The sequence below is a fragment of the Luteimonas sp. MC1825 genome (assembly GCF_014764385.1).
Lineage (GTDB): Bacteria > Pseudomonadota > Gammaproteobacteria > Xanthomonadales > Xanthomonadaceae > Luteimonas.
The window spans coordinates 290,425-315,021 of record NZ_CP061714.1 but is presented as its reverse complement, the minus strand read 5'-3'; the positions used below and the strand labels follow the sequence as shown (position 1 = coordinate 315,021).

Annotated in this window: 26 protein-coding genes and 1 pseudogene; 19 read left to right on the top strand and 8 right to left on the bottom strand. The window is 67.6% G+C overall.

Annotated features, from left to right (window positions below; all coding sequences use genetic code 11):
* Positions 1-57: 57 nt before the first annotated feature.
* Positions 58-333, bottom strand: a complete 276-nt coding sequence (gene frmR, locus IDM46_RS01460) for a formaldehyde-responsive transcriptional repressor FrmR (protein ID WP_182823227.1) — start codon at positions 331-333, stop codon at positions 58-60.
* Positions 334-455: 122 nt separating this feature from the next.
* Here frmR and IDM46_RS01455 point away from each other — a divergent pair, with 122 nt between their 5' ends.
* On the top strand, positions 456-809 hold the full coding sequence (locus IDM46_RS01455; protein ID WP_185114618.1) for a TfoX/Sxy family protein: 354 nt from the start codon (positions 456-458) through the stop codon (positions 807-809).
* Here IDM46_RS01455 and IDM46_RS01450 read toward each other — a convergent pair.
* The 4 genes from IDM46_RS01450 to yihA form a co-directional block, all read right to left on the bottom strand.
* On the bottom strand, positions 806-1,444 hold the full coding sequence (locus IDM46_RS01450) for a glutathione S-transferase family protein (RefSeq protein ID WP_182823231.1): 639 nt from the start codon (positions 1,442-1,444) through the stop codon (positions 806-808). The genes IDM46_RS01455 and IDM46_RS01450 overlap by 4 nt on opposite strands.
* Positions 1,445-1,485: 41 nt before the next feature.
* The gene (ppc, locus tag IDM46_RS01445; RefSeq protein WP_185114617.1) at positions 1,486-4,239 is read right to left on the bottom strand and encodes a phosphoenolpyruvate carboxylase; all 2,754 of its coding nucleotides are present in this window, start codon (positions 4,237-4,239) and stop codon (positions 1,486-1,488) included.
* A 19-nt stretch (positions 4,240-4,258) separates the two neighbouring features.
* The gene (locus IDM46_RS01440) at positions 4,259-5,623 is read right to left on the bottom strand and encodes a glutamate--cysteine ligase (RefSeq protein WP_185114616.1); all 1,365 of its coding nucleotides are present in this window, start codon (positions 5,621-5,623) and stop codon (positions 4,259-4,261) included.
* Positions 5,624-5,783: 160 nt separating this feature from the next.
* The gene (gene yihA, locus IDM46_RS01435) at positions 5,784-6,398 is read right to left on the bottom strand and encodes a ribosome biogenesis GTP-binding protein YihA/YsxC (protein ID WP_185114615.1); all 615 of its coding nucleotides are present in this window, start codon (positions 6,396-6,398) and stop codon (positions 5,784-5,786) included.
* A 160-nt stretch (positions 6,399-6,558) separates the two neighbouring features.
* Here yihA and IDM46_RS01430 point away from each other — a divergent pair.
* From IDM46_RS01430 to IDM46_RS01375, 13 genes and pseudogenes are all read left to right on the top strand, one after another.
* Positions 6,559-7,317: pseudogene (locus IDM46_RS01430) on the top strand (c-type cytochrome); the annotation flags it as partial.
* 280 nt (positions 7,318-7,597) lie between these two features.
* A complete protein-coding gene (locus IDM46_RS01425; RefSeq protein WP_185114613.1) occupies positions 7,598-8,251 on the top strand; it encodes a thiol:disulfide interchange protein DsbA/DsbL in 654 nt (217 codons plus the stop codon).
* 33 nt (positions 8,252-8,284) lie between these two features.
* Positions 8,285-9,127, top strand: a complete 843-nt coding sequence (locus tag IDM46_RS01420) for a thiol:disulfide interchange protein DsbA/DsbL (protein ID WP_185114612.1) — start codon at positions 8,285-8,287, stop codon at positions 9,125-9,127.
* Between the two features lie 46 nt (positions 9,128-9,173).
* Positions 9,174-9,935 (top strand): endonuclease/exonuclease/phosphatase family protein, encoded by a 762-nt coding sequence (locus IDM46_RS01415; RefSeq protein ID WP_223878092.1) that lies wholly within the window; start codon positions 9,174-9,176, stop codon positions 9,933-9,935.
* A gap of 216 nt (positions 9,936-10,151) precedes the next feature.
* On the top strand, positions 10,152-10,448 hold the full coding sequence (locus tag IDM46_RS01410) for a type II toxin-antitoxin system RelE/ParE family toxin (protein ID WP_185114611.1): 297 nt from the start codon (positions 10,152-10,154) through the stop codon (positions 10,446-10,448).
* Positions 10,449-10,450: 2 nt separating this feature from the next.
* Complete coding sequence (locus IDM46_RS01405; RefSeq protein WP_185114610.1) at positions 10,451-10,744, top strand: addiction module antidote protein; 294 nt, start codon at positions 10,451-10,453, stop codon at positions 10,742-10,744.
* 172 nt (positions 10,745-10,916) lie between these two features.
* Positions 10,917-11,735 (top strand): PDZ domain-containing protein, encoded by an 819-nt coding sequence (locus IDM46_RS01400; RefSeq protein ID WP_185114609.1) that lies wholly within the window; start codon positions 10,917-10,919, stop codon positions 11,733-11,735.
* 125 nt (positions 11,736-11,860) lie between these two features.
* Complete coding sequence (locus IDM46_RS01395; RefSeq protein ID WP_221441759.1) at positions 11,861-12,205, top strand: DUF2314 domain-containing protein; 345 nt, start codon at positions 11,861-11,863, stop codon at positions 12,203-12,205.
* Between the two features lie 532 nt (positions 12,206-12,737).
* A complete protein-coding gene (locus IDM46_RS13560; protein ID WP_221441758.1) occupies positions 12,738-13,058 on the top strand; it encodes a hypothetical protein in 321 nt (106 codons plus the stop codon).
* Between the two features lie 133 nt (positions 13,059-13,191).
* The gene (locus IDM46_RS01390; RefSeq protein ID WP_185114608.1) at positions 13,192-13,683 is read left to right on the top strand and encodes a cupin domain-containing protein; all 492 of its coding nucleotides are present in this window, start codon (positions 13,192-13,194) and stop codon (positions 13,681-13,683) included.
* 107 nt (positions 13,684-13,790) lie between these two features.
* A complete protein-coding gene (locus IDM46_RS01385) occupies positions 13,791-14,087 on the top strand; it encodes a DUF1294 domain-containing protein (protein ID WP_185114607.1) in 297 nt (98 codons plus the stop codon).
* 18 nt (positions 14,088-14,105) lie between these two features.
* On the top strand, positions 14,106-14,633 hold the full coding sequence (locus IDM46_RS01380; RefSeq protein WP_185114606.1) for a GrpB family protein: 528 nt from the start codon (positions 14,106-14,108) through the stop codon (positions 14,631-14,633).
* 279 nt (positions 14,634-14,912) lie between these two features.
* Positions 14,913-15,368, top strand: coding sequence for a hypothetical protein (locus tag IDM46_RS01375; RefSeq protein WP_185114605.1), 456 nt, complete (start codon positions 14,913-14,915; stop codon positions 15,366-15,368).
* Between the two features lie 38 nt (positions 15,369-15,406).
* On the opposite strand, the gene IDM46_RS01370 is transcribed toward IDM46_RS01375, so the two are convergent.
* Complete coding sequence (locus tag IDM46_RS01370) at positions 15,407-15,946, bottom strand: lipocalin family protein (RefSeq protein WP_185114604.1); 540 nt, start codon at positions 15,944-15,946, stop codon at positions 15,407-15,409.
* A gap of 134 nt (positions 15,947-16,080) precedes the next feature.
* Here IDM46_RS01370 and IDM46_RS01365 point away from each other — a divergent pair, with 134 nt between their 5' ends.
* The 5 genes from IDM46_RS01365 (at position 16,081) to IDM46_RS01345 (ending at position 20,733) form a co-directional block, all read left to right on the top strand.
* Complete coding sequence (locus IDM46_RS01365; RefSeq protein WP_182823255.1) at positions 16,081-16,518, top strand: hypothetical protein; 438 nt, start codon at positions 16,081-16,083, stop codon at positions 16,516-16,518.
* A gap of 29 nt (positions 16,519-16,547) precedes the next feature.
* Complete coding sequence (locus IDM46_RS01360) at positions 16,548-17,078, top strand: GNAT family N-acetyltransferase (RefSeq protein ID WP_185114603.1); 531 nt, start codon at positions 16,548-16,550, stop codon at positions 17,076-17,078.
* 110 nt (positions 17,079-17,188) lie between these two features.
* Entirely contained in the window at positions 17,189-19,420 is a 2,232-nt protein-coding gene (gene betT / locus IDM46_RS01355) for a choline BCCT transporter BetT (protein WP_185114602.1), read from the top strand.
* A gap of 15 nt (positions 19,421-19,435) precedes the next feature.
* Positions 19,436-19,603: a hypothetical protein gene (locus tag IDM46_RS01350; RefSeq protein ID WP_185114601.1), complete on the top strand. Its 168-nt coding sequence runs from the start codon at positions 19,436-19,438 to the stop codon at positions 19,601-19,603.
* The gene (locus tag IDM46_RS01345; RefSeq protein ID WP_185114600.1) at positions 19,600-20,733 is read left to right on the top strand and encodes a zinc-binding dehydrogenase; all 1,134 of its coding nucleotides are present in this window, start codon (positions 19,600-19,602) and stop codon (positions 20,731-20,733) included. Before IDM46_RS01350 ends, IDM46_RS01345 begins: the two co-directional genes overlap by 4 nt.
* Positions 20,734-20,781: 48 nt before the next feature.
* Here IDM46_RS01345 and IDM46_RS01340 read toward each other — a convergent pair whose 3' ends face one another.
* Together IDM46_RS01340 and IDM46_RS01335 are read right to left on the bottom strand one after the other, a co-directional pair.
* On the bottom strand, positions 20,782-23,658 hold the full coding sequence (locus IDM46_RS01340; protein WP_185114599.1) for a TonB-dependent receptor: 2,877 nt from the start codon (positions 23,656-23,658) through the stop codon (positions 20,782-20,784).
* Between the two features lie 116 nt (positions 23,659-23,774).
* Positions 23,775-24,575 carry a sulfite exporter TauE/SafE family protein gene (locus IDM46_RS01335; RefSeq protein ID WP_223877995.1) on the bottom strand — a complete coding sequence of 267 codons (801 nt, stop codon included), beginning with the start codon at positions 24,573-24,575 and terminating at the stop codon, positions 23,775-23,777.
* Between the last annotated feature and the right edge of the window lie 22 nt (positions 24,576-24,597).

Here is a 24,597-nt window from a genome sequence, read left to right as displayed (position 1 = left end):
ATGCAATGGCGTGGTCGGCGGCCGCGGCGCGGAGGTGCCGTGGCGGCTTGATATGGGTCATTTCAGATAGGAACGGATCAGGCCGGTCATTTCGGCGACGCGCGCGTCGCGGTCGGACGCGTCGGCCGCCGGCTGCCCGAACTGCTCGCGCAGGTGAGACTCGAGCACTTCGCTCATCAACCCGTTGACCGCGCCGCGGATGGCCGCGATCTGCTGCAGCACCGGCGCGCAGTCGGCGCCGGCCCCAAGCGCGCGGTCGAGCGCGTCGCACTGGCCGCGGATTCGGCGCACGCGGGCGAGGACCTTCTTCTTTTCCTCTGGCGAATGCGGCACTGCGGGCGGCCCGGTTGATAGTGGGGGGGAGTATACCAGCCGACACTTGACCGGGAGCGCGGCCAAGGAAGACGATGCATGCACCATCCACCCATCGCCCCAGGGCAACAACCGATCCCCGCATGGCCACCGACCCGCACTTCCTCGCCTACATCGCCGAACAGGCCGCGCTTGGCGAGCGCCTGACCCACAGGAAGCTGTTCGGCGAGTACGCGGTCTACGTGGACGGCAAGGTCGTGGCTTTCGCCTGCGACAACAGCCTGTTCGTGAAACCCTCCGCCGCAGTGGCGCGCCTGGCACCGGGCCTGCCACTGCGGCCTCCGTATCCCGGCGCGAAGGACTATCCCGTCGCCGATGAACTGCTGGACGATGCCGAAGCGCTGAAGCAGCTCCTGCTCGACACTGCCGCGCTGATGCCGGAGCCGAAACCGAAGGCCAAGCCGAAACCGCGGCGGCTGCCCGAAAAGCCGGGCTAGCCGCGCGCGGGCATCAGCGCATTGTCCAGCGCCTGCGCCCGCTGGTAGGCCGGCCGCGCGCGCAGGCGTTCGGCCCAGGCGGTGAACGCCGGGCGCTCCGGGATCGACTTGAATCCCAGGCCGAAGTCGACCTGGCCACCGACGTAGACATCGGCCGCGCTGAAGCGCTCGCCCAACAGCCACGGCGATGCCGCCGCGGCCGCCTGCTCCAGCGCATCAACGGTGTGCTCGTAGCTGCCGTAGCCGACCATGCCGGCCTTTTCGGCGGGCGCCAGCAACCCCATCGCGCGCGCGCTGACGGCGGCCTCCACCGGGCCGGCGGCGAAGAACATCCAGCGCAGGTAGGTCCCGCGCGCCGGGTCGTCCAGCGCCGGGGCCAGGCCGGCCTGCGGGAAGGCGTCGGCAAGATAGGCGCAGATCGCCGCGGCTTCGGTGACCACCACGCCGCGGTGCTGCAGCGCCGGCACCTTGCCCATCGGGTTGATGGCCAGGTACTCGGCCGACTTCATGCTGCCGCCGTACTCCTGCACCACCGTGCGGTATTCGACGCCCAGCTCTTCGAGCATCCAGCGCACGATGCGGCCGCGCGACATGGGGTGGGTGTGGAAGACGAGTTCTTCGCGCGGTGCGGACATGGCGGCGGTTCCGTGGTCGGGTCCGCGAAGTCTAGCGCCGCTCAGCCGGTGTTCTGCACCCCGGCCGCGATGCCGTTGACGGTCGCGAACAGCGCGCGCAGGGTCGCGTCATCCGCGCTGCCGCCCGCGCGCCAGCGGCGCAGCAGCTCCACCTGCAGCAGGCTGATCGGGTCGACGTAGGGATTGCGCAGGCGGATCGACAGGCGCAGGCGGTAATCGCCCGCCAGCAGCCTGTCGGCGCCCTTGATGGCCAGGATGCTGTCGCGGGTGCGCGCGAACTCCGCGGCGATGCCCGGGAAAAACACGTCATGGGCGTCACCGGCCAGGCGCGAGTAGCGCTCGAAGATGGCGAGGTCGGATTTGGCCAGCAGCATTTCCACGTCGTCGAGCATGGCGGCGAAGAAATGCCAGTCGCGCGCGAGCTCGGCCATGGCGTCGAGGCCGTGCTCGTCGATGCCGCGTTGCAGCGCATGGCCCACGCCATACCAGCCGGTCAGCCCGGAGCGGTTCTGCGACCAGGCGAACACCCAGGGAATGGCGCGCAGGTTGGCGATGCCGCCATCGCGGCGCCGCGATGGCCGCGAGCCGATCTGCAGGCGCTCGATCACGTCCACCGGCGTCGCCGCGCGGAAGTAGGCGTTGAAGCCGGGATCCTCGTGCACCAGCGCGCGGTAGCAGGCGCGCGAGTCCGCGGACAGGCGATCGGCGATCGCACGCCAGGCCTGCACGCGCGGCTCCGGCGAACGCGGCCGCAGGCTGGCGCGCAGCACCGCGCCGGTCATCTGCTCGAGGTTGCGCAGCGCGAGTGCACGGATGCCGTACTTGCGGTGGATCACCTCGCCCTGCTCGGTGACGCGCAGGCGGCCGTCGACGGTGCCGCGCGGCGCGGCGATGATCGCGCGTTCGGTCTTGCCGCCGCCGCGGCTTACCGAGCCGCCGCGGCCGTGGAAGAACACCAGGCGCACGCCGGCCTCGCGCGCCAGCCGCATCAGGTCGACCTGCGCACGCTGCAGCGCCCAGCGCGAAGCCAGCAGGCCGCTGTCCTTGGCGCTGTCGGAATAACCGAGCATCACGATCTGGCGATCGCCGCGGGCGCGCACGTGGCGGCGGTACACCGGGTCGTCGAACAGTGCGTGCATCACGCCGGCGGCGGCATCGAGGTCGTCGACGGTCTCGAACAACGGCGCGACATCCAGCGGCACTTCGCCTGCGCCGTCGCCCTCGACGCAGCCGGCGATGCGCGCCAGCGCCAGCACCGCGAGTGCATCGGCGGCACTGCGGCTCATGCTGACGATATAGGGGCCGAAGGCGGCGTCGCCGTAGCGCGCGCGCGCGGTGGTCACCGCACGGAACACGTCGAGCGCGGCCTTGGCGGCGTCGGCGGCCGGCACGCGCGGCTGCGGCGCATCGATCAGCGCATGCAGGCGCGCGAGGCGCGCGTCGAGCGGCTGCGTGGCCCAGTCGTCGTCACCTTCCAGCGCGGCGAGCGCGGCATCGTGCGCGGCCGAGTCCTGGCGCAGGTCGAGTGCGGCGAGGTGGAAGCCGAAGCTGCGCACGCGCCGCAACAGGCGCCGCAGCGCGAACAGGCCCGCGTGCTGGCCGCGATGGTGCGCAAGGCTGGCGTCGATGAGCCCGAGGTCGTCGAGGAAGTCGTCCACGCCGGCATATGCCGCGCCGGCCGGCGCGCCCTCGTCGGCTGCGGTCGCCGCCAGCCGCGCCGACATCAGCTCCATCAGCTGCCGATAGGGCATGTCCGCCTGGCGCGCGCGCAGGCGCGCCGCGGCCTTTGGCATCAGCGCCTTGTACGCGGCGAGCCGTGCGTCCACCGCGTCGTCCACGCCGGCGCGGCCGCGGCTCTGGGTAAGCACCTGGCCCAGCGCCGCCAGCTCCGCGCGGTACTGGCCCAGCACCTGCGCGCGCTGCGCGGCCAGCGCGGCCTCGATGGTGTCGGCGCCCACGTTGGGGTTGCCGTCCATGTCGCCGCCCACCCAGGTGCCGAAGCGCAACACGTTGGGCAGCGCGATGCGCTCGCCCCAGATGGCGTCCACGGCATCGGCGAACACTTCGTAGAACGCCGGCAGCACCCGAAACAGCACGCCGAGGTAGTGGCCGATGTGTTCGACCTCGTCGGTCACGGTGGGCTTCAGCGGTGGCGCTTCCGAGGTCTGCCAGGTGGTGGCCAGCGCCTGGCGGATGCGCGACTCGTCGCTGCGGCGCTCGTCCGGCGTGCGCGTGCGGTCGATGTCGGCCACCAGCCGCTCCACGATCACCGACTCCTTGGCCAGCAGCGCGCGGCGCACGGCCTCGGTGGGATGCGCGGTGAACACCGGCTCCACCCACAGCGCGGGCAGCAGTGCCTGCAGCTCGCCGAGCGTCACGCCATCGGCATGCAGCGCGCCGAGCACCGCCTCCAGCCCGCCCGGCTGCGGCCCCTCGTCGCTGCGCTGGTGGTCGCGACGGCGGCGGATGCGGTGCACCCGCTCGGCCAGGTTGATCGCGCTGAACCACGCCGAGAACGCACGCACCAGCGCATCGGCGTCGTCCAGCGACACGGCGGCCAGGTGCCCGGCCAGCTCATCGATCGGCGCCCCGCTCTCGCGCCGCGCGATCGCCGCCCGCCGCACCGTCTCCACCTGCGCCAGCAACGCCGGCGATACCTGTTCGGACAGCATCTCGCCGACCATCCCGCCCAGCCGGCGCACGTCATCGCGCAGCAACGTATCGGTCCCGGCAAAGTCGAGCTGCTCACGCAGCGGCGCGTCGAGGTCCTGGGATTCCGGAGAGTGCTTGCTCATGCCTTGCAGGCTACCGATCTCAGTACGCAAACTCGCGGAAGACGCGATCGATGTTTCCGGCCCATTCGCCGTGGTACAGCGCGAGCTTGCGTTCGGCGGGGGTTTCGTTGGCCATCACGTATTCGACCAGAGGCTCGAGGAAGCGGGTCTCGTCCTGGCCTTCGTCGTTGCGGCGCGCGCGGCGCGCGAGGCCGGCGGAGGCGATCTCCAGCGCGCGCTGCGCCAGGTCGCGCACGGTGCCGTCGCGGAACTTCAGCTTGAAGGCGTGCTTCGGAACGCCGTCGCGCAGCGCGTGGCGTTCGTCGCGGCTGAAATCCTTCACCAGGTCCCAGGCGGCATCCAGCGCGGCATCGTCGTACAGCAGGCCGACCCAGAAGGCCGGCAGCGCGCACAGCCGGTTCCACGGCCCGCCATCGGCGCCGCGCATTTCCAGGAACTTCTTCATGCGTACTTCCGGGAACGCGGTGGTCATGTGGTCGGACCAGTCGGTCATGGTCGGCAACGCGCCCGGCAGCACCGGCAGGCGGCCTTGCATGAAGTCGCGGAAGCTCTGGCCGCTGGCGTCGTGATAGATGCCGTCGCGGTAGCTGAAGTACATCGGCACGTCGAGCAGGTAGTCGACGTAGCGCTCGTAGCCGAAGCCGTCCTCGAACACGAAATCGAGCATGCCGGTGCGGTCGGGGTCGGTGTCGGTCCAGATGTGCGAGCGCCAGCTGAGGTAGCCGTTGGGCTGGCCCTCGGTGAACGGCGAGTCCGCGAACAGCGCGGTGGCGATCGGCTGCAGCGCCAGCGCCACGCGGAACTTCTTGACCATGTCGGCTTCGCTGGCGAAATCGAGGTTCACCTGCACCGTGCAGGTGCGGGTCATCATGTCCAGGCCGAGGTCGCCGACCTTGGGCATGTACGACTTCATGATGCGGTAGCGGTCCTTGGGCATCCACGGCATGTCGGCGCGCGCCCACTTGGGCTGGAAGCCCATGCCGAGGAAGCCGAGGCCGAGTTCGTCGGCCACGGCCTTGACCTCGCGCAGGTGGCTGCCCACTTCGCGGCAGGTCTCGTGGATGGTGGTCAACTGCGCGCCGGAGAGTTCCAGCTGGCCGGCCGGCTCCAGGGTGACCGACGCGCCATCCTTCAGCAGCGCGATCACCTGGCCGTGCTCGGTCACCCGCTCCCAGCCGAAGCGGCACAGGCCGTCGAGCAGCGCGCCGATGCCCTGCGGGCCCTCGAAGGTCGGCGGGCGCAGGTCGTCGAGGCGGAAGCCGAACTTCTCGTGCTCGGTGCCGATGCGCCAATCGTCGGGCACGCGCGCGCCGCCGGCGATATAGGCGACCAGCTCGTCGCGCGAGCGAATGGGGGGGTTGGCACTTTCACTGGGGCTGGACACGGTGGCGGGCTCGTCGACGCTTGTTGGCAAGGCCAACGGTCGCGGCCCGGCGCAGGAAGCGGCCACTATATCCTGTGGCCTCCGCACGACCGGCCCCACCACCGGATTGCAGCGTCGCCGCCATCCCCGCAATCGGGACGCGCCGGCGGCCGCTGGCGCATCAGCTGCAGGGCAGCTCCAGCCAGCCGCAGATCACCTTGCGCGCTTCGTCCACGCCGAGCTTGGACTCGCCGGAGAAGGTCTGCACGCCCACCGTGTCGCCGTAGGTCGCGGCCAGGTCACGGCGCACCGTCAGCAACGTCGCGCCGGCGTTGCCCTTCGAGAGCTTGTCGGCCTTGGTCAGCAGCACGTGCGCCGGCAGGCCGCGGTTGGCGGCGTAGCCGAGCATGTGCCGGTCGTAGTCCTTCAGCGGGTGGCGGATGTCCATCACCACCACCAGCCCGCGCAGCGCCTGGCGCGCCTGGAAGTAGCGGTCGAGGAATGCCTGCCAGTGCGCCTGCAGCTCGCGCGGCACCTTGGCGTAGCCGTAGCCCGGCAGGTCCACCAGGTAGCGCAGGGTGTTCGGCGGAAGGTCGAAGAACACCAGCTGCTGGGTGCGGCCCGGGGTCTTGGACACCCGCGCCAGCGCATTCTGCTGGCAGAGCGCGTTCAGCGCGCTGGACTTGCCGGCGTTGGAACGGCCGGCAAACGCGACCTCGAAGCCGTCATCGGGCGGGAGCTGACGCGGGTTGTGCGCCGCCAGCAGGTACTGGGCGCGTGCAAGGGGATTGGCCATGCGCACAGGATCGCATGGGCGGGTGCGCCACGGGCCGCCCGACCGGTTTGACCGTTCCAAGCTGCGCCCTAGATAATGGCAGGCCTTGCGGGCGCCTTCCGGCGCCAGCGCGGCGCGGGCGCACAACGCCCCGCCTGACCGATCCACGGAGCCCAGCAAGATGCGCCACGCCCGCAGCTACGCCCTCGTCGGCCTCACCGCCCTGGTGATCGGCGCCGTCGCCTTCGCCCAGACCACGGTGGCACCGCTGGAAGAAGCCGAGCCGGTGGAGACCCTGCCGCTGGAGTCCGTCGACGCGCTGGCCGAACTGGCCAAGACCGTGCCGGGCAACGCCCAGAACGGCGCCACCCTGGCCGGCACCTGCGCCGCCTGCCACGGCCTGGATGGCAAGAGCACCATCCCCGAGGTCTACCCCAACATCGGCGGCCAGAGCGAACGCTACCTCGCCGAGCAACTCGCACTGTTCAAGAGCGGCGAGCGGCAGAACGCGATCATGCAGCCGTTCGCGTCGATGCTGTCCGCGCAGGACATGCGCGACGTCGGCGCGCACTTCGCCCACCAGCCGTCGTCGGCCGGCATCGCCGACGACACCGAGGTCGCCGAAGGCACCTACGCCGGCATGAAGTTCTACGAGATCGGCGAGCAGCTGTTCCGCCGCGGCGACTTCGCCCGCGAAATCCCGGCCTGCATGGCCTGCCACGGCCCGACCGGCGCCGGCAACCCCGGCCCCGCGTACCCGCACGTCGGCGGCCAGCAGTCCTGGTACACCGCGCGCCGCCTGCAGGAATACCGCACCGGAACCACCACCGCGCGCGACACCGCCAACTTCGACGTCATGGCCAGCATCGCCCGCCAGCTGACCGACGAAGAGATCGGCGCGCTGTCGAGCTACATGCAGGGCCTGCACACGCGTCCCGACGCCGCCATGCTGGCCGCGATCGCCAAGATGCCGCCGGCCCCGCCGGCTCCCGCCGCACCTGCGCCCGCGCCGGTCGACGCCGCGCCGGAAGGTGCTGCGCCGGAAGGCGAGGCACCGGTGGAAGACGTGCCCGCCGCCGCGCCGGAAGCGGACGCCCAGCAGGCTTCGTGAACTTGCGCCGACCGCCGCGGTCGGAGTCTTCACAACGCCTGAATCGCAGCGCCGGCCAGACTCCTGTGCCGGCGCTTTGCTGTCCGCCCCCGCCAACGAGCCCAAGTCGATGACCCTGCGCCTCCCGCACCTGCTTCTCCCGCTGCTGTTCGCCCTGTGCGCGGCCGCACCCGCGCTGGCCCAGCAGGGCGACGGCCTGGTCGAAGGCCGCGACTACGTGGTCATCGCCGGCGGCGCGCCGCTGCAGGTGACCAAGGGCAAGATCGAAGTGGTCGAGGTGTTCGCCTACTGGTGCCACGTCTGCAACGACTTCCAGCCGCTGGTCGATACCTGGACGAAGGCGCTGCCGCGCGACGTCGCCTTCCGCTACCTGCCGGCGGCGTTCGATCCCAACGACCGCCTGGCGCGCGCCTATTTCGCCTCCGAGTCGATGGGCAAGCTGGCGCGCACCCACCACGCGACCTTCCGCGCCATCCATGTGGAGCAGAGCCTGCCGGCGCGCGGCGCCACGGCGGCCGAGATCGGCACCCTGTACGCCACGCTCGGCATCGATGCCAAGCGCCTGGCCACCGCCATGCAGTCCAAGGCGACCGATGCGCGCATGCATACCGCGCGCGAGTTCATGATCGGCGCCGGCGTGGAGGGCACGCCCACCATGATCGTCAACGGCAAGTACCGCGTGAAAGGCCGCAGCCTGGCCGACATGCTCCGCCACACCGACCTGCTGGTCGCGCGCGAGCGCGCCTCCGCCCAGGCGCGCTGACCCCCTTTTTTCCGTTCGCATCGAGTCCATGCCATGAACAAGCTGCTCTTCGCCCCCCTGCTGCTGACCGTGCTGCTGGCTGCCTGCAGCCGCGACGAGGCCCCGGCCACCGACACCGCCGCTGCCCCCGCCACCACCGAAGCCGCCAGCCCGGCCGCGATCCCGGACGAGCCCGCGCTGGACCCGTCCGCGCCTGCCGCCGCGGCCACTGACGACGTCGCGGCCACCGCGCCGGCTGCCACCGACCCCGCCGCCGATGCCGCCGTCGCCGCCGCCTCGCAGGCCGCGCTGCAGGGTCCCGGCCCCGTGGCCGGCACCGACTACGTCGAGATCACCGGTGGCCAGCCGTTCGCGCCGCTCGCCGGCAAGATCGAAGTGGTCGAGGTGTTCGCCTACTCCTGCGGCCATTGCGCCGCCTTCGACCCGCTGATCACCGCGTGGAAGAACAAGCTGCCCGGCGACGTGCGCTTCAACTACCTGCCGGCGGTTTTCTCCGACCAGGACAACTTCCCCAAGGCGTTCTTCGCCGCCGAGGCCATCGGCGCGCTGGACAAGGTGCATGCCAATACCTTCAAGGCCATGCACATCGAGCGCAGCCTGCGCCCGAACGCCAGCAGCGACGACATCATCAAGTTCATGGCCAAGCAGGGCGTCGACGGCGCGCAGCTCAAGGGCACCATGGACAGCTTCGCGGTGAACGCCAAGGTGGGCCGCGCCAAGCAGTTCGCCGTGCGCAGCGGCATCGACTCCACGCCCACCGTGGTGGTCAACGGCAAGTACCGCGTGCGCGGGCGCTCGCTGGAAGACGTGCTGCGCATCACCGACCAGCTGATCGCGCGCGAGCGCGCCACCATGCAGGCCGGTGGCGGCAACTGACGCCATCCTTCCTGGCGCGGCGCCCGACGAGGCGCCGCGCGAGGAACTGCGCGTGCAGCGGCTGAAGCTGCTGAGCGCCAACATCCAGGCGGGCTCCAGCACCCGCCGCTACAGCGACTACGCCACCCGCAGCTGGTCGCACGTGCTGCCCGCCGGCAACAAGCTCGGCATGCTGGACACCATCGCCAAGCTCGCAGGCCGCCACGACATCGTGGGCCTGCAGGAAGCCGACCCCGGCAGCTGGCGCTCCGGCTTCACCAACCAGACCCACTACCTGGCCGAACGCGGCGGCTTCGACTACTGGACGCACCAGCCCAACCGCCGCATGGGGCAGTTCGCCTCCAGCGCCAACGGCCTGCTCAGCAAGTTCGAACCGACCTCGATCAGCGACTACCCGCTGCCCGGCCGCATCACCGGCCGCGGCGTGCTGCTGGCGCGCTTTGGCGAAGGCGACGAAGGCCTGACCATTGCCGTCGCCCACCTCTCGCTTGGCGCGCAATCGCGCGCGTCGCAGCTGTCGTTCATTGCAGAACTGCTGGCCGACCAGCCGCACGTGGTGTTGATGGGCGACTTCAACTGCACCATCGACCGCCCGGAAATGGCCGCCCTGTTCCGGCAGACCCGCCTGCAGCCGCCGGCGTGCATGGTGCACACCTTCCCGAGCTGGAAGCCGCAGCGGGCGATCGACCACATCCTGGTGAGCGACAAGCTTGCATGCCGCGACCTGCAGGCATTCCCGGCGGCGTTTTCGGACCACCTGGCGCTGTCGGTGGATCTGGACGTGCCGGATGTGGCGCTGAGGCGCTAGGGCTTTCGGACGCGCCCAAGGGCGAAGTTCGATGGATGTGCATTGAGCGGAGAGCTCGGTACATACCGGCGAAATCGAAGCGGTACTCGCTACCGCCCTAAAGATGGGCTCTAATCCGGCATTACCGCCCCGTTGATGGGGTGTAATTAGTTGTTAGGCCGCTGGTGATGTCAACCATGGTTGACACATAGACAGCCATGGTTTACTCTCTCTGCCATGGTCGAGATCCTCAAGAGTGACACCTTCGATGCATGGTTACGCGCCTTGCGCGACCGTCAAGCAAAGGCTCGCATAGAGGTGCGTATCCGGCGGTTGTCGCTGGAGAACCCAGGGCAGCACCGAGCGCTCAAGGGTGGGATCTGCGAGCTAAAAATAGATCACGGCCCCGGGTATCGGGTTTACTACACATTTCGTAATCAAACACTTGTGCTACTGCTCTGCGGCGGCACCAAATCCACCCAAAGCCAAGACATCAAGCTGGCGCAGGGCATTGCCAAGCAATGGGAGGACTAGCCATGACCAAAGCTAAAGAGAAGTTCAGCCGCTACGACACCGCAGATTATCTGGAAACGGAAGCGGACATTGCTGCTTATTTGACCGCATGCGCGGAAGAAGATGATCCCGCGCTGCTGGTGGCTGCGCTCGGAGATGTGGCTCGAGCTCGCAACATGACCCAGCTCGCCGAGAAAACCGGCATGACCCGAATGGGCTTGTACAAGGCTCTTTCCGGGCAAGGAAACCCAAGCTTCGCTACGGTATCCAAGGTCGCGCATGCGCTTGGCCTAAAGATCACGGTGGCAGCGGCCTAACAATGCGTTCAAGCCGACACCGCATCGGGGCGCAAACCACATGGCAGGTACAGCTTGCCATGTGCTTCACGCCCCGCTGCGGCGCGGCTTAACTTAGGTGTTAGGCCGCAAGTCGAGCGCGTCGCGATCCGGTGGTACGCTTCAACCACTCTCACGGCTATAGGGGACAGCCATGAACCTCAAGTTCATCCGCCTTGCATTTTCAATAGCTAGCTCGTTGCTGCTTGTAAGCTGCGCGAGCGGTTATAGCTCCTTCTACACGCCAGCTACCGGCGCGACACCCGACGCAATTGCTTCTTATCGAGCGGCTCCGCCACCCGCCATGCCTCTTCTGGAGCGTTCTTCGCCAGGTGACCCTGAAGCGATACTTGCGGCTTACGCGAAGCGCGGCTATGTGATGATTGGACACTCAATGTTCAATAGCGGGACAAACGAGTCGGAATCCTCCGCGCTTAAGCAGGGAAAGTCTGTCGGAGCCGACTTGGTGCTGGTGCTTAATCCTCAGTACACCGGTTCAATTTCTTCAAGCATCCCTTTGACCACTCCAACAACGACCACTTCTTACACCACGGGAACTGCTACTGCTTACGGTTCAGGCGGCACCGTGAACGCATACGGTAATTCCACAACCACGACCCACGGCAGTAAGACAACCTACATTCCAATGACCGTCCATAGGTCAGACTACGGTGCCGTTTACTTCATAAAACAGCGATTCAACTTTGGTGCCTTCGTGCGCGACCTGAATGACGCAGAGCGTCAAGCGCTGGAAACCAATCAGGGCGTTGTTGTTCTTACCATCGTGGACGATACCCCGGCCTTCAGAGCAGACATCCTTCCCGGCGATGTAATTATTGCGTTCGATGGGGCAAGAGTGCCCAATCAAGATGGGTTCGGAAAGATGACCGAGGAACGCAAGGGCAAGCTCGTAACCGTGGCGCTCGTTCGGAACGGGCAGCGGCTTGAGAAAGCAGTGCAAGTGAATAACTGAGTTGCGGCCTAACAATGCGTTCAAGCCGACACCGCATCGGGGCGCAAACCACATGGCAGATACAGCTTGCCATGTGCTTCACGCCCCGCTGCGGCGCGGCTTAACTTAAGTGTTAGGCCGCACTCGTGACCACTCCGCAATTGACAACATTGGAAGCTGATGGCTGGATGATCGACGACGGCGAGATAGCCCATGCCGAGAATCCAGACAATTTCTGGATTCCTCCGCTCAACGACCGCCAGTCGCTTGAGCCTGGGTCAATCGTCAAGATCCGTTTCTACATCCGTGCACCTAATGACTCAGGTGACCTCGTGGATCACGGGGAGCGCATGTGGGTCCAAGTCAAAGAGCGACATGGTGAGTGGTACCTTGGAACACTGGACAATGACCCGTACTGCACAGACGCCATCCAAGCGGGCATGCCTCTTTGGTTCCAGCCTCGCCATGTCATAGACATTGATCGGGGCTGACTTGTGCAGGTGCGCCCTAACAGTTCATTCAAGCCGATGCCGCTTCGCGGCACGGCTTAATTCTGGCGTTAGGCGTCACTGGGCAAGCCCGCTCGCACATCGCGGGTTGCTCTTCGGACAGTCCTGGCCAGCTCGCAGGGTCGCTTCGTTGAGAATCGCCCAGGCCGGCAACCGGCTCCGCGCCAACATCGTGCCCATGAGTATTCGTGGCTGCCGAGCAGCCTCAGCTTCGGCAACAGTCGCTCGTCCCAGCGGTTCGCACGCCTGCCGCAGACCACATCGCGAAACGACCGAGCGGCACGGCCAGATCGGCTCAAGGTGTTGTAGTGTTCGGCTCAGGGGTTGGGCTGCAGGGTGTCGGGTCGGTGAGTGCACCATCCGGGCCAGCTGCCGCCTAACAAGTCGTTCAAGCCGAAGCCGCTTCGTTACGCAAACCACATGGCAGGTAAAGCTTGCCATGTGCTTCGCTCCACTGCGCGTCTCGGCTTAACTCTGGCGTTAGGCGCGCTATCGCACCGCATGGAGGCATGAAGTGAAACTAACGGCATCCGAAGTCCGTCATTTCAAGAACGTGCTGTGGGGAACTCGCTTCTGGGTGTGGTTTCGCTGGGTGCTCTTGTTGGTCCTTGGCTACACCGCCGCAGCACACTTCACTGGCTGGAAGCCTTTGGCCCGAACTGACTGGCTGGCTGCAGGCGCGGTCTACCTGCTGGTCGCTTGGCCAGGCTTGTGCCGCACATACGTGTTTCATACGCTTCACCGTGTGGTGGCGGAGGATCCGGAGGCACGGGCACAGCTCGCTGCTGCTGGTGTGAAAGAGTTCGCGTCTGACACGTCCGGCGGGCGCACCTAACAATGCGTTCAAGCCGACACCGCATCGGGGCGCAAACCACATGGCAGGTACAGCTTGCCATGTGCTTCACGCCCCGCTGCGGCGCGGCTTAACTTAGGTGTTAGGTGCCACTGGAACCATTCGGAGACCGTGCATGAAAATGCTGACGCTGGTGCTCGTTGCGATTCCATTCGCTACTTACGGACACGACGATAAGCGACATGGAGAATCCAATCCTACATCTACAGATCCTTCGAGCGATTACGTAGTCAAGCTCGAGGAGATGACGATCATTGAGGCCGGAAAGGGCGAGAAGATTCATCTCTTGAAGGGAAATGAGCACGGCTTCAAGGGGCTTTCCTTCATTCTCACCGAGACCTCACCTGGTGGAGGACCTCCACTGCACACTCACGAGAGTGAGGAGGCGCACGTTCTCACTTCGGGAACGATGTCGTATGTGATTGGCGATGAGACGTTTGTTGTGTCCGCCCCATACATTCTTCGTGTTCCGGCAAACACGCCTCACACGTTCATCAATGCTGGGTCGACACCCTTATCGCTCACGGCAGTATTTGATAGTGCTAATTACACCTTCAAGCCAGTTGCAGCCAACCCGCTCCAGACAGCAGAGAGCAGTACGCCATGACGCCAGTGGCAGGTGAATTAACACGCGAAGTGCAACAACCCGCGTAGCTCTTCGAGCCGCTCAATCTCGCGTCAATTTCTTTGTCTGAATACGACCATTGCTTTGGGATGACCATGGGGAAATCTGTTACATGGATGGTTATTCCGGTGTTGCTGCTTGCCGGATACCTTGCACTGAGCGTGCTGTCGTACCTCATGTACCGCTCGGACAAGCTGGCGGCCAGGCGCGATGCGCAACGCACGCCCGAAGCCACGCTGCACCTCGTTGACCTCCTTGGCGGTTGGCCGGGAGCGTTGATCGCCCAGCAACGGTATCGCCACAAGACCGCCAAGCAATCCTTCCAGCTCACCTTCTGGGCGACGGTCGTCTTCAACCTGGCCGGCGCGGCCTGGCTCTTGGGCTGAGCTGCGTACCGCATCCACATGGCCCACCGCGCCCCCGTTGTCATCGCCGCCTACAACGACCAGTGGCCGGTCAGGTTCCATGAGGAGTCGAAGGCCCTGGCATCGGTGCTGCCACGGCACTTCGTGCTCGAGCACATCGGCAGCACCGCGGTTCCGGGACTGTCCGCAAAACCCGTCATCGACATGATGCTGGGTGCGGACTCCCTCGCCGACATCGAGCGCCTGATACCGGCGCTGGAGCGTGTTGGCTACGAATATGTCGCCCGGCACGAAGCCGAGATCCCGGACCGTCGCTTCCTTGCCAAGCCTGTCATGCGGCCGCGTCATTTCCATCTGCATGGTGTCGTCATGGGCGGCACCATCTGGCGCGAGCAGCTGCGGTTTCGCGACCTCCTCCGCAGCGATGCAGCGCTTGCCGGGCGCTACGCTGCGTTGAAGCAGCACCTGGCCGGGGTGTTCGGTGATGACCGTGCGGGTTACACCGACGCGAAGCGCGATTTCATCCATGCCGCGGTGCGAGGCACCATCGCGCGACGGACGGAATGACACCTCCGGTACCTCCAACGGCGGGTGCGCAGCTCCTGCCATTGGGTCCGGAGGTCCGGCACAGGACGCGGTCAACACCGGCTGACCTGTTCGATGGGGCGGGCCTGAAGCCGGTGCGGGTTCCAGTCCAATTGCGGGCGTCGGAAGAAGGCGGGTACGGTGGGGCGCTCGCGCATGTCGAGGCCATCCGGAGACCACGCTGACGCCTCGACTGCTTCGCGACACCGCTTGAGCCGGGCGATAAACTCCGTCAACCCTTTGGATCGCGGAGTCAATGGAATGCGCTCAATCGTCGGATTTTCGGTCGCCCTCTCGCTGGTCGCCGCGATGCTGCTCCCCGGAGCCGCCAACGCGGGCATCTACAGCGATGACCTCTCCAGATGCCTGGTCACGAAGACAAGCGACGCCGACAAGATCGAGTTGGCGAAGTGGATCTTCTCGGTGATGTCGGTCCACCCGAGCGCAGCTGCGATCGCAACGATTAGCGATTCAGACAGGGCAAACGTATCGGAGGCGGCGGCGGGCGTTTTTGAGATGCTGCTTACGGATTCGTGCAGGGACGAAACGGCCAAGGCCGTGAAGTACGAGGGTACGGCGGCGATAGGCAACAGCTTCAAGGTGCTCGGTGAGATCGCCATGACCACCCTGCTCGCCGATCCCAAAGTCGAGGCGGAGTCGCAGAACTTCATCAAGTACGTTGACGAGGCAAAGATGAAGTCGGTGTTCGCCGAGTAGGAACGAGCGACTGGAAATGGCTTGGCGCGGCTGCTGCGTCAGCGCTGTGCCGTGTGGATCAGGCGCGACGTGTCGTAGCCCATGGCGTTCGCCTTTGCGACCAGCGCATCCAGCGCATCCTGTGCGATGACCTGTTCACGCGTCAGGAACCACAGGTACTTCCGGTCCGGGGTGCCGACGATGGCCCACTGGTACTCCGGGTCCAGGCCGATGACCCAGTAATCGCCCCAGACCGCGGGCAGGAACGACAGGAACGCCGGCGCAAACCGCACCTGGAGCTTCGAGGTGCTGCCGTCCACTTTCCGGGCGATGCCGCGCGCCTCGGTGCGCTTGCCCCTGGCGTCGTCGCACTGGTTGACGACATCGATGCGCCCGTCGTCGCGCAGGGTGTAGTTGGCCGTGGTGTTGGCCACGCAGTTGCGCTGGAAGAACAGCGGCAGGTGTGCCTGCTCGTACCAGGTGCCGGCATAGCGCGCGAGGTCCACCGACGGCACGGCCTCGACCGGCTGCGCGCGCGCCGTGCCGGAGACGCCCGCCGACAGGGCAAGCGCGGTGAGGATGAGGGCTGCATGTCGCATGGGGCGGAATCCTTGACCAAGGGGCAGGGTGAAATCGCATAGCCGCCGTGTCGATGGCATGAAGTGGCCGCTGCCACGGCGGCCGCCAGGCGACATACTTGGCGTTCGCAACGGTACGCAAAGGGAGATCCACGATGCGCAGGGCACTCCATCTCATCGCGGCAACGGTCATCGGCCTGGTCGTGGGCAGCGTGGTCAACATGGGCCTGATCAGCCTGGGCGCCAGCGTCATGCCGCTGCCCGGCGGCGCCGACACCACCACCGCCGAGGGCCTCAGGGCGTCGCTGCCGCTGTTCGAGCCGCGCCACTTCACCTTCCCGTTCCTGGCGCATGCGCTCGGCACGCTGGCGGGGGCAATGGTGGCCACCCTGCTTGCACCTGCCCGCACGTCCGGCCCCGCGTGGGCGGTGGGCGTGGCGTTCCTGCTGGGCGGTATTGCGAGCGTGGTGATGCTGCCGGCACCGGTGTGGTTCAGCGCGCTCGACCTTGTCGTGGCCTACCTGCCGATGGCCTGGCTGGGGCATCGCATCGTCGCCGCGCTGGTTCCGCAGCGGCGGCGCGCAGCGGTCTGATCCACACCCGAAGGCCCCGACGCGACGCGATGGCCGACCCCCTGCCCCGCATGGCCGGCGACGCGATGCTCCGCAGGCTGGCGCCTTCCGACCTCCGCGCCTTCCAGGCCTATCGCCAGGACGCGGAACTCGGCCGCTTCCAGGGCTGGGCGCCCACGCCGGACGATGACGCCCGCGAGTTCCTGCGCCACATGGGCGCGGCGGACCTGCTGCGGCCCGGGGTGTGGTGCCAGATCGGCATTGCGCAGGCCAGCGACCAGGCGCTGATCGGTGACATCGGCCTGTTGCTCTCCAGCGACGCCACCAGGCTGGAGATCGGATTCACGCTCAGCCGCGCGGCGCAGGGGCGTGGGCTGGCGACGGCGGCGGTCAGGGAGGCGATCGCGATGGTCTTCGCGCACACGCCCGCGCAACGGGTGGTCGGGATTGCCGATGTGCGCAACCTGGCGTCGATCCGCCTGCTGGAACGGGTGGGCATGGAAAAGGTGGAAACGCGCAACGTGGTGTCCGCGGGCGAGCCGTGCACGGAGCATGTCTACGCGGTCTGCCGGCCAGCGTGACGCGACCGGCCTGACCGCCCACCATTCACGCCGGATGATCTTTCCGTTGGTCATCATCGCCATGCCGGTTCGCCGCGGGCGGCTGCGGAGCCTGGCCATGGAGCGCGCGCATGCCGACCGAGCCACCCGGGAACGAGCCCTTTGACGCCGGCCAGCCGGGGAAGCCGCCACCGCTGGAGCGCAGCCGCTTCGGTGGCAGCGAGCGCCGGCCCGAACGCCCGCACGACGACGACGCGCCGGTGTCGCGCAGCGACCTCAGCAAGGGGCCGCAGGAACTGCTGGACACCAGCACGGCCAGCATCAACTGGCCGGTGCTGCTGATCTCCTCGGCGGTGATCCTCGCCTTTTCGGCGTGGACCATCCTGGTGCCGGCGCATGCGCGCACGTCCATGCTGGCCGCCGTCAACTGGATCGCCTCCAGCCTCGGCTGGTACTACGTGCTGACGATGACGCTGGTGATCGGCTTCGTCCTGTGGGTGGCGTTTTCCAAGGAAGGCGATGTGCGGCTCGGCCCCGATCATTCGCGGCCGCAGTACAAGCTCGGCACCTGGGTGGCGATGCTGTTTGCCGCGGGCGTCGGCATCGACATGCTGTTCTATTCGGTGACCGGGCCGGTGGTGCAGTACCTGTATCCGCCATCGGGTGACGGCTCTTCGGCCGCGGCGATGCAGGATGCGGTGGTCTGGACGATGTTCCACTACGGCATTGCCGGCTGGGCGATGTACGCGCTGCTGGGCATGGCGATGGGCTACTTCGCCTACCGCTGGGGCATGCCGCTGTCGATCCGCGCCGCGCTCTATCCGCTGCTCGGCAAGCGCGTGCGCGGCCCGCTGGGCGACGGCATCAGCATCATCGCGCTGATCGGCACGGTGATGGGCGTGGCCACGTCGATGGGCATCGGCGTGGTGCTGTTGAACGTCGGCTTTGCGCTGATCTTCGGGCTTGAGCAGGGTTTGCCGCTGCAGATCTCACTTGTCATCGGCGCGGTGGTGCTGACCATCGCCGCAACCACGTCGGGCGTGGACCGCGGCATCCGCGTGATCTCCGAGCTGAACCTGTGGAGCGCGCTGGCCATGATGGTGTACATCCTGGTCACCGGGCAGACGGCATTCCTGTTGAACGCGCTGGTGGAGAACATCGGCCGCTTCATCGTGACCTTCCCGGCGCGCACGCTGCAGACCTTCGCCTACGAGCCCGGCGGCGCCGACTGGATGGGCGGCTGGACGCTGTTCTTCTGGGCGTTCTGGCTGGCGTGGGGGCCGTTCGTGGGCGTGTTCCTCGCACGCATCTCGCGCGGGCGCACGCTGCGCGAGTTCGTGATCGCGGCGATCACCGCGCCGGTGCTGTGCGACTTCATCATCGTCTCGCTGTTTGGAAATTCGGCGCTGTTCCAGGTGCTGCAGGGCAATACGGACTTCGCCGCACTCGCGGTCGCGAGCCCCGAGCAGGGCTGGTATGCGCTGCTGCAGATGTTCCCGGGGCCGATGTTCCTGGTCGGCCTGGCCACGCTGTCGGGGCTGCTGTTCTACCTCACCAGCGCCAACTCCGGCGCGATGGTGATGTCCAACTTCTCCGCATCCATCCCGGATCCCTCGCACGACGGCCCGAAGTGGCTGCGCATCTTCTGGGCCGTGCTGACCGCCGTGCTCACGGTGGCGATGCTGCTGGCTGGCGGCGTGACCACGATGGAATACGCGACGCTGATCTTCGCGCTGCCGGTGACGATCATCGCGTATCTGGTGATGGCGTCGTTCCACAAGGTGCTGCGCATGGAGCGCGCCGAGCGCGAGGGCCAGGTGCTGCGCCGGCCGTCGATGGCCTCGACCGGTGGCCACGTGCCGGAGCGCTCGTGGAAGCAGCGGCTGGAACAGATGCGCGCGTTTCCGTCGCTGCGCCAGGTCGCGCAGTTCCTCGAGCGCACCGTGCGCCCGGCGCTGGACGACGTCGCCGCGGAGTTCGCACGACAGGGATACCAGGTGGAACGCAGCACCTTGGCCAACACGCACGGCATCGACGAGCCGGTGCTGCGGGTGTCGATGGATGCATTCCGCGACTTCCACTACCAGGCCGCCATCGTCGAAGCGCCGGTGCCGATGTTCGGTGGCCGCATGTCGCGCGAGACCGATGTCTACTACCGGCTCGAGGTGTTCACCCAGACCGGCTCGGGCGGCTACGATCTGATGGGCCTGACCAGGCAGCAGGTGATCGACGACGTGCTGGAGCGCTACGAGGCGCATCTCGCGTTCCTCACCTTCTCGTCGGAGACCGCGACCCCTTCGGTGCTGACCCCGGCGATCCTGCCCAGGGACGAGGCACCCGGGACTCCGGACGACCCGCAATAACCACAGGAGATGACGATGGCGAAGGTGACCGGGATCGGTGGCGTGTTCTTCAAGGGCAGGGGCGACGGCGAGGCGCTGGCCGCGTGGCACCGGCAACGCATGGATCCGGATGGCAACAAGGTCGAGCTCTGCGAGCCCAAGCCTTGGGCCGCCAGGGATGCGGGCGGAGCATTGCAGCCATGACCGGGACCACGCCACTGCATGGCCTGGAGCTGCGCTCGCTGGCGACCGGCGACGGCCAGCTGCGCCTGAGCCTGGAGGACGTCACGCCCGGTGAGCCGGGCCCCGACGAACTGCTGGTGCGGGTGGAAGCCGCGCCCATCAACCCCTCCGACCTCGGCCTGCTGATCGGCCCGGCCGACATGGCGACCGCGCGCAGCGAAGGCACGCCGGAGCGTCCGGTGGTGCTGGTCGACATTCCCGGCCAGCGCCTGGGCGCGATCCAGGCGCGCCTTGGCCAGTCGCTTGCAGTCGGCAACGAGGGTGCGGGCACCGTGGTCAAGGCCGGCGGGAACGTGCGCAAGTTCCTCGGCCGCAAGGTCGGCATGCTCGGCGGCGGCATGTACGCGCAGCTGCGCAGGCTGCCGGCGCGCGACTGCATCCTGCTGCCGGAATTCGCCAACGCGTCCGACGGCGCGTCGATGTTCGTCAACCCGCTGACCGCGCTCGGCTTCACCGAGACCATGAAGGCCGAGGGCCATCGCGCGATCGTGCACACCGCCGCGGCATCCAACCTCGGACAGATGCTCAACCGCATCTGCCTGAAGGACGGCATTCCACTGGTCAACATCGTGCGCAGCGAGGCGCAGGCTGAGCTCCTGCGCGGCATGGGTGCGCGGCATGTGGTCGACAGCACGTCGCCCGGATTCCAGGCCGAACTCACGCAGGCCATCCGCGATACCGGCGCCACCATCGCCTTCGACGCGATCGGCGGCGGCACGCTGGCCGGGCAGATCCTGCAGGCAATGGAAGCCTGCGCCGATCGCAGTGGCGCCGGCTACAGCCCCTACGGCTCCAACGCGCCCAAGCAGGTCTACATCTACGGCAGCCTGGACATGGGACCGACGGTGCTCAACCGCACGTTCGGCTTCACCTGGAGCGTCGGCGGGTGGCTGCTGTTCCCGTTCCTGCAGAAGGCCGGACGCGAGGTCGTGGCGCGGATGCGCCAGCGCGTGGCGGACGAACTCACCACCACCTTTGCCAGCCGCTACACGCGCACCATCAGCCTGCGCGATGCACTCAGCCTGGACATCCTGCGCGAGTACGAACGCAAGGCCACCGGCGGAAAGTACCTGATCGATCCATCCCTGTAGCGCAAGGCGACGGGCCAGCCGGCACGCATGCCGGCTGGCCGTCCCGCATCAGAAATCCACGCCCAGGCGCGCGTACCAGAACCGCCCCGGCAGGTCGTAGGTCGCCGCGTCATAGCCGTTGAGCGAGCAGCTCAGGCAGATCGGCGGGTCCTTGTCGGTGACGTTGTTGACGCCCAGCACCACGCGCACGCCGCGCAGCCACGCGTCGTTGTTCCACGCCAGCTGCAGGTCGTGGTACGTGGTGGCGCCGAGGCGGTTGAGGTCGTTGTCGCTGTCATCGCAGATCGGGAAGCCGTTGGCGCCGCCGCAGGACTCGGTCAGCTCGCTGATGTAGCGCATCGCCCACGTCGCCGCCCACGGCCCGCGGCTCCATTCGCTGGTCAGGCTGGACGTCCATTCCGGGATGGAGCTGTCGTTGACCTCCACGCCCGGCCCGCGCGGTTCCGGCTGGCCGGACTCGTTGACCAGCTCGTAGTGGCCGACCTTGGTGGCCTTGGCGTCGAAGCGCAGCTGGCCCCAGCCCTGCTCCGGCAGCAGCCAGCCCACGCTGAAATCCCAGCCGTCGGTCTTGATGGTGCCGAGGTTGTCGAGGATGTCGTCGAAGCGCACGATCTGGCCGCGCGCGCTGCGCTCGTAGGAGGCGCAGGCAATGGGATCGGCGTCGAACACGCAGCGCTCGAGGATGGACTGCGCGTCCGGTGCCTGGATGGCGTCCTCGATGGTGTGCTTGTAGAAGGTCACGCCCAGGTCCAGGCGCTCCGACCACGCGGTGTTGGCCGCCAGCGACGGGCTCCACACCGCGCCCAGCATCAGGCTGCGGCTGGTTTCCGGCTGCAGGGCGGCGTTGCCGGAGGTCACCACCGAGATCTGCGGGTTGGTCTGCTCGTAGTCCGGTGGCACGCCCTGCGCCACGCACTCCGGCGTGACCGCGCCGGCGGCGCCGGAACAGGGATCGACCAAGGTGGCGTCGAAGCGCGACAGCGTGCCGTACAGCTCGCCGATCGACGGTGCGCGGAAGCCCTGCGCGAACGAACCACGGAACACCAGTTCATCGACCAGCTGCCAGCGCAGGCCGAGCTTGCCGGTGCTCTCGCCGCCGAAGGTCGAGTAGTCGGAATAGCGGCCGGCGATGCTCAGGTCGAGCGACTTGCCGAATGCGGTGTCCTTCATCAGCGGCACCGCGAATTCGACGTAGGCCTCGTTGACGTCGTAGCCGCCCGACGTGGGCCCGGACGGCACGCCGTTGTACTCGCCGGCGACGGTGATCGGGTCGGGCTGGTAGCTGCCTTCGTACTTGCGGTATTCGTAGCCGGCCGCGAACGCGAGCGGGCCGGCCGGCATCTCGAACAGCGCGCCGGTGACGTTGGCCGACGCGAGGGTCAGCGAGTTCTCGCTGCGGTCGCGCACCACCGGCTGGATGAACGCCAGCATCGCCGGGGTGATGGAGCCCAGGCCGCCGAAGATGTTCAGCGGCACGCAGCCGCTGATCGCCGCGCAGGCCGCGGGATTGCCCAGCGATTCGTTGATGCGGCGCAGGTTGTAGCTGCCGGTGTTGGTCTGGTCGGCCTGGCTTTCGCTGCGCACCAGGTTGACGTCCCAGTTCCAGGCGCGCTCGCCGACGTTGAACGCACCTTCAAGCCCCGCCGCCACGTACCAGGTCTCGACATCCTGCTGGTAGCGGCGCGGCCCGCCCTCGACCGGGCGGCGGCCGAGCAGGAACAGGTTGGCATCCGCGCCCACCGTGGTCAGGTCGAAACCGAACGGGTTGTACGGATTGAGCGCCGAGATCACCAGGGTGCGTTCGGCGTAGTCGTTGTAGACACCGGCGTCGGTGCCGAGGAAGAACGGCTCGGGCGCCGCCTGGTTGGCGGACGTGCGCTCGTTGTACAGCGCGCGCACGTAGCCGCCGAAGGTCGGCGTGAACGCGAAGCGCGCCTGGCCGAACACCGTCTTGCGCTCCGATGGCGTGAGCAGCAGGTTGTAGGGCGCGAAGTTGAAGCGGTCGGCGGTGGTGAAGCAGTGGAAGTCGTCGGTGCGCACGCAGCCGGTCTGCGCGGGGTCGAACACCGGGCTGGAGACGCCCGTGTTGGGCGTGATGCTGTAGGTCGCGCCGGTGTTGGGGTCGCTGAACACGAAGCGCCCCTGCGGCGTGGCCGAGCTGCCGTTGGACAGCCCGGTGCCGGGCACGGGCAGGCTGGCCGGCCCGTATTCGCCCGACGCGATCTCGTCCTGGCGGAAGTACGACGCGCCGAGGAACCATTGCACGCGCTCGCTGGCACCACCGAACGACAGGTCGGCGCCCCAGGTGTCGCCGCCGTACTGCTCGCGCGTGCCGTAATGCACTTCGACGCTGCCGCCCTCGCCGCCGCGGCGGGTGATGATGTTGACCACGCCGGCGATCGCATCGGAGCCGTAGATCGACGAGGCGCCGTCTTCCAGCACCTCGATCCGGTCCACCAGCGCCAGCGGAATGGTGTTGAGGTCGACCGCCGAGCCCACGCCCGAACCGGACGATTCATTGACCCAGCGGATGCCGTCGACCAGCACCAGCACGCGCTTGGGGCCGAGGTGGCGCAGGTCGACCGTGGCTGCACCCGCGCCAACGCCGCCACCGTCCGGCGGGAAGCCGAAGTTGCCGCTGGAATTGAACTTGGTGTTGAGCCCGGCGCCGCTGGCGGTCAGGTTCTGGACGATGTCCGACACCGACTTGAAGCCGCTGCGGTCGATGTCCTCGCGGGTCAGGACCTGCACCGGCACATGCGTCTCCAACTCGGCCTGCTTGATGCGCGAGCCGGTGACGGTGACGGTGTCGAGGGTGGTGGCCGGATCGGGGGCGTCCTGCGCGAGGACGAGTCCGGGAAGTGCGAAGAGCAGCAACGCCGACTGGATGGCAGCCGACAGCGTGCGCGGGGCGGGCATGGGCATGGATCTCTCCTGGGAGGGATGGTGCCGACGTTGCCCCCGGGCCGCTCGACGGCCTTTTGTAAACAAAACGTAAAACCACCGCAAGCCCCCCGGGTTTCCCGCGGTCCCGGCCCCGCCTACAGCACCAGGCTGAGGCCGACGGCCACCAGGAACGCCGCGAAGATCCGGCGCAGCGCGGGCCCGCTGATGGCGTGCGCGATGCGCGTGCCGAACGGCGCCGCGATGATCGAGGTCAGCGCCACCCCGATCGCCGCGGGCAGGTAGACGTAGCCCACCGCGCCCTGTGGCAACGCGCTGCCTTCCGGCGCATTCAGCGCATAGCCGAGCACGCTGCCGACGGCGATGGCGAACCCGCAGGCCGAGGACGTACCCACCGCGCGCACGGCGCGCACGCCGCGCCACACCAGCAGCGGCACGGTGATGCTGCCGCCGCCGATGCCCACCACCGCCGACAGCGCGCCGATGCCGAGCCCCGCCGTGGTCATGGCCGGGCCGGTGGGCACCACGCTGGCGGCACCCGCGTCGTCACCGCGCGCGCGGCCGAAGGCCATCTGCGCGCCGGCCAGCAGGCAGTAGCACGCCACGATCCAGCGCAGCACGTCGCCTTCCAGGCTGACGGCAAAGCGGCTGCCCAGCCAGCCACCGGCCAGCAGGCCGGGCACCATCCAATGCACGGTGGGCCACAGCACGCCGCCGCGGCGGTGGTGCGACCACGCCGACGACAGCGACGTCATCACGATGCTCGCCATCGAACTCGCCAGCGCCGCATGCATCGCCAGATCCGCGGGCACGCCCTGCAGCGGCAGCAGCCAGGCCAGCGCGGCGACCAGCACCAGGCCACCGCCGATGCCGAGCAGGCCCGCCATGACGCCCGCCACGATGCCCAGCAACGGGAAGATCCACAGGCCTTCGATCACGCACGCGACGCCAAGAGTCGTA

What these genes read in the sequence shown, in the direction of transcription:
- IDM46_RS01350 (WP_185114601.1), top strand. Translation starts at nt 19,436, where the DNA reads ATGGCGAAGGTGACCGGGATCGGTGGCGTGTTCTTCAAGGGCAGGGGC.
- IDM46_RS01370 (WP_185114604.1), bottom strand. Translation starts at nt 15,946, where the DNA reads ATGCGACATGCAGCCCTCATCCTCACCGCGCTTGCCCTGTCGGCGGGC.
- IDM46_RS01380 (WP_185114606.1), top strand. Translation starts at nt 14,106, where the DNA reads ATGGCCCACCGCGCCCCCGTTGTCATCGCCGCCTACAACGACCAGTGG.
- IDM46_RS01365 (WP_182823255.1), top strand. Translation starts at nt 16,081, where the DNA reads ATGCGCAGGGCACTCCATCTCATCGCGGCAACGGTCATCGGCCTGGTC.
- IDM46_RS01400 (WP_185114609.1), top strand. Translation starts at nt 10,917, where the DNA reads ATGAACCTCAAGTTCATCCGCCTTGCATTTTCAATAGCTAGCTCGTTG.
- IDM46_RS01345 (WP_185114600.1), top strand. Translation starts at nt 19,600, where the DNA reads ATGACCGGGACCACGCCACTGCATGGCCTGGAGCTGCGCTCGCTGGCG.
- IDM46_RS01455 (WP_185114618.1), top strand. Translation starts at nt 456, where the DNA reads ATGGCCACCGACCCGCACTTCCTCGCCTACATCGCCGAACAGGCCGCG.
- yihA (WP_185114615.1), bottom strand. Translation starts at nt 6,398, where the DNA reads ATGGCCAATCCCCTTGCACGCGCCCAGTACCTGCTGGCGGCGCACAAC.
- ppc (WP_185114617.1), bottom strand. Translation starts at nt 4,239, where the DNA reads ATGAGCAAGCACTCTCCGGAATCCCAGGACCTCGACGCGCCGCTGCGT.
- IDM46_RS01450 (WP_182823231.1), bottom strand. Translation starts at nt 1,444, where the DNA reads ATGTCCGCACCGCGCGAAGAACTCGTCTTCCACACCCACCCCATGTCG.
- betT (WP_185114602.1), top strand. Translation starts at nt 17,189, where the DNA reads ATGCCGACCGAGCCACCCGGGAACGAGCCCTTTGACGCCGGCCAGCCG.
- IDM46_RS01375 (WP_185114605.1), top strand. Translation starts at nt 14,913, where the DNA reads ATGCGCTCAATCGTCGGATTTTCGGTCGCCCTCTCGCTGGTCGCCGCG.
- IDM46_RS01410 (WP_185114611.1), top strand. Translation starts at nt 10,152, where the DNA reads ATGGTCGAGATCCTCAAGAGTGACACCTTCGATGCATGGTTACGCGCC.
- IDM46_RS01385 (WP_185114607.1), top strand. Translation starts at nt 13,791, where the DNA reads ATGACCATGGGGAAATCTGTTACATGGATGGTTATTCCGGTGTTGCTG.
- IDM46_RS01425 (WP_185114613.1), top strand. Translation starts at nt 7,598, where the DNA reads ATGACCCTGCGCCTCCCGCACCTGCTTCTCCCGCTGCTGTTCGCCCTG.
- IDM46_RS01390 (WP_185114608.1), top strand. Translation starts at nt 13,192, where the DNA reads ATGAAAATGCTGACGCTGGTGCTCGTTGCGATTCCATTCGCTACTTAC.
- IDM46_RS01340 (WP_185114599.1), bottom strand. Translation starts at nt 23,658, where the DNA reads ATGCCCATGCCCGCCCCGCGCACGCTGTCGGCTGCCATCCAGTCGGCG.
- IDM46_RS01405 (WP_185114610.1), top strand. Translation starts at nt 10,451, where the DNA reads ATGACCAAAGCTAAAGAGAAGTTCAGCCGCTACGACACCGCAGATTAT.
- IDM46_RS01420 (WP_185114612.1), top strand. Translation starts at nt 8,285, where the DNA reads ATGAACAAGCTGCTCTTCGCCCCCCTGCTGCTGACCGTGCTGCTGGCT.
- IDM46_RS01360 (WP_185114603.1), top strand. Translation starts at nt 16,548, where the DNA reads ATGGCCGACCCCCTGCCCCGCATGGCCGGCGACGCGATGCTCCGCAGG.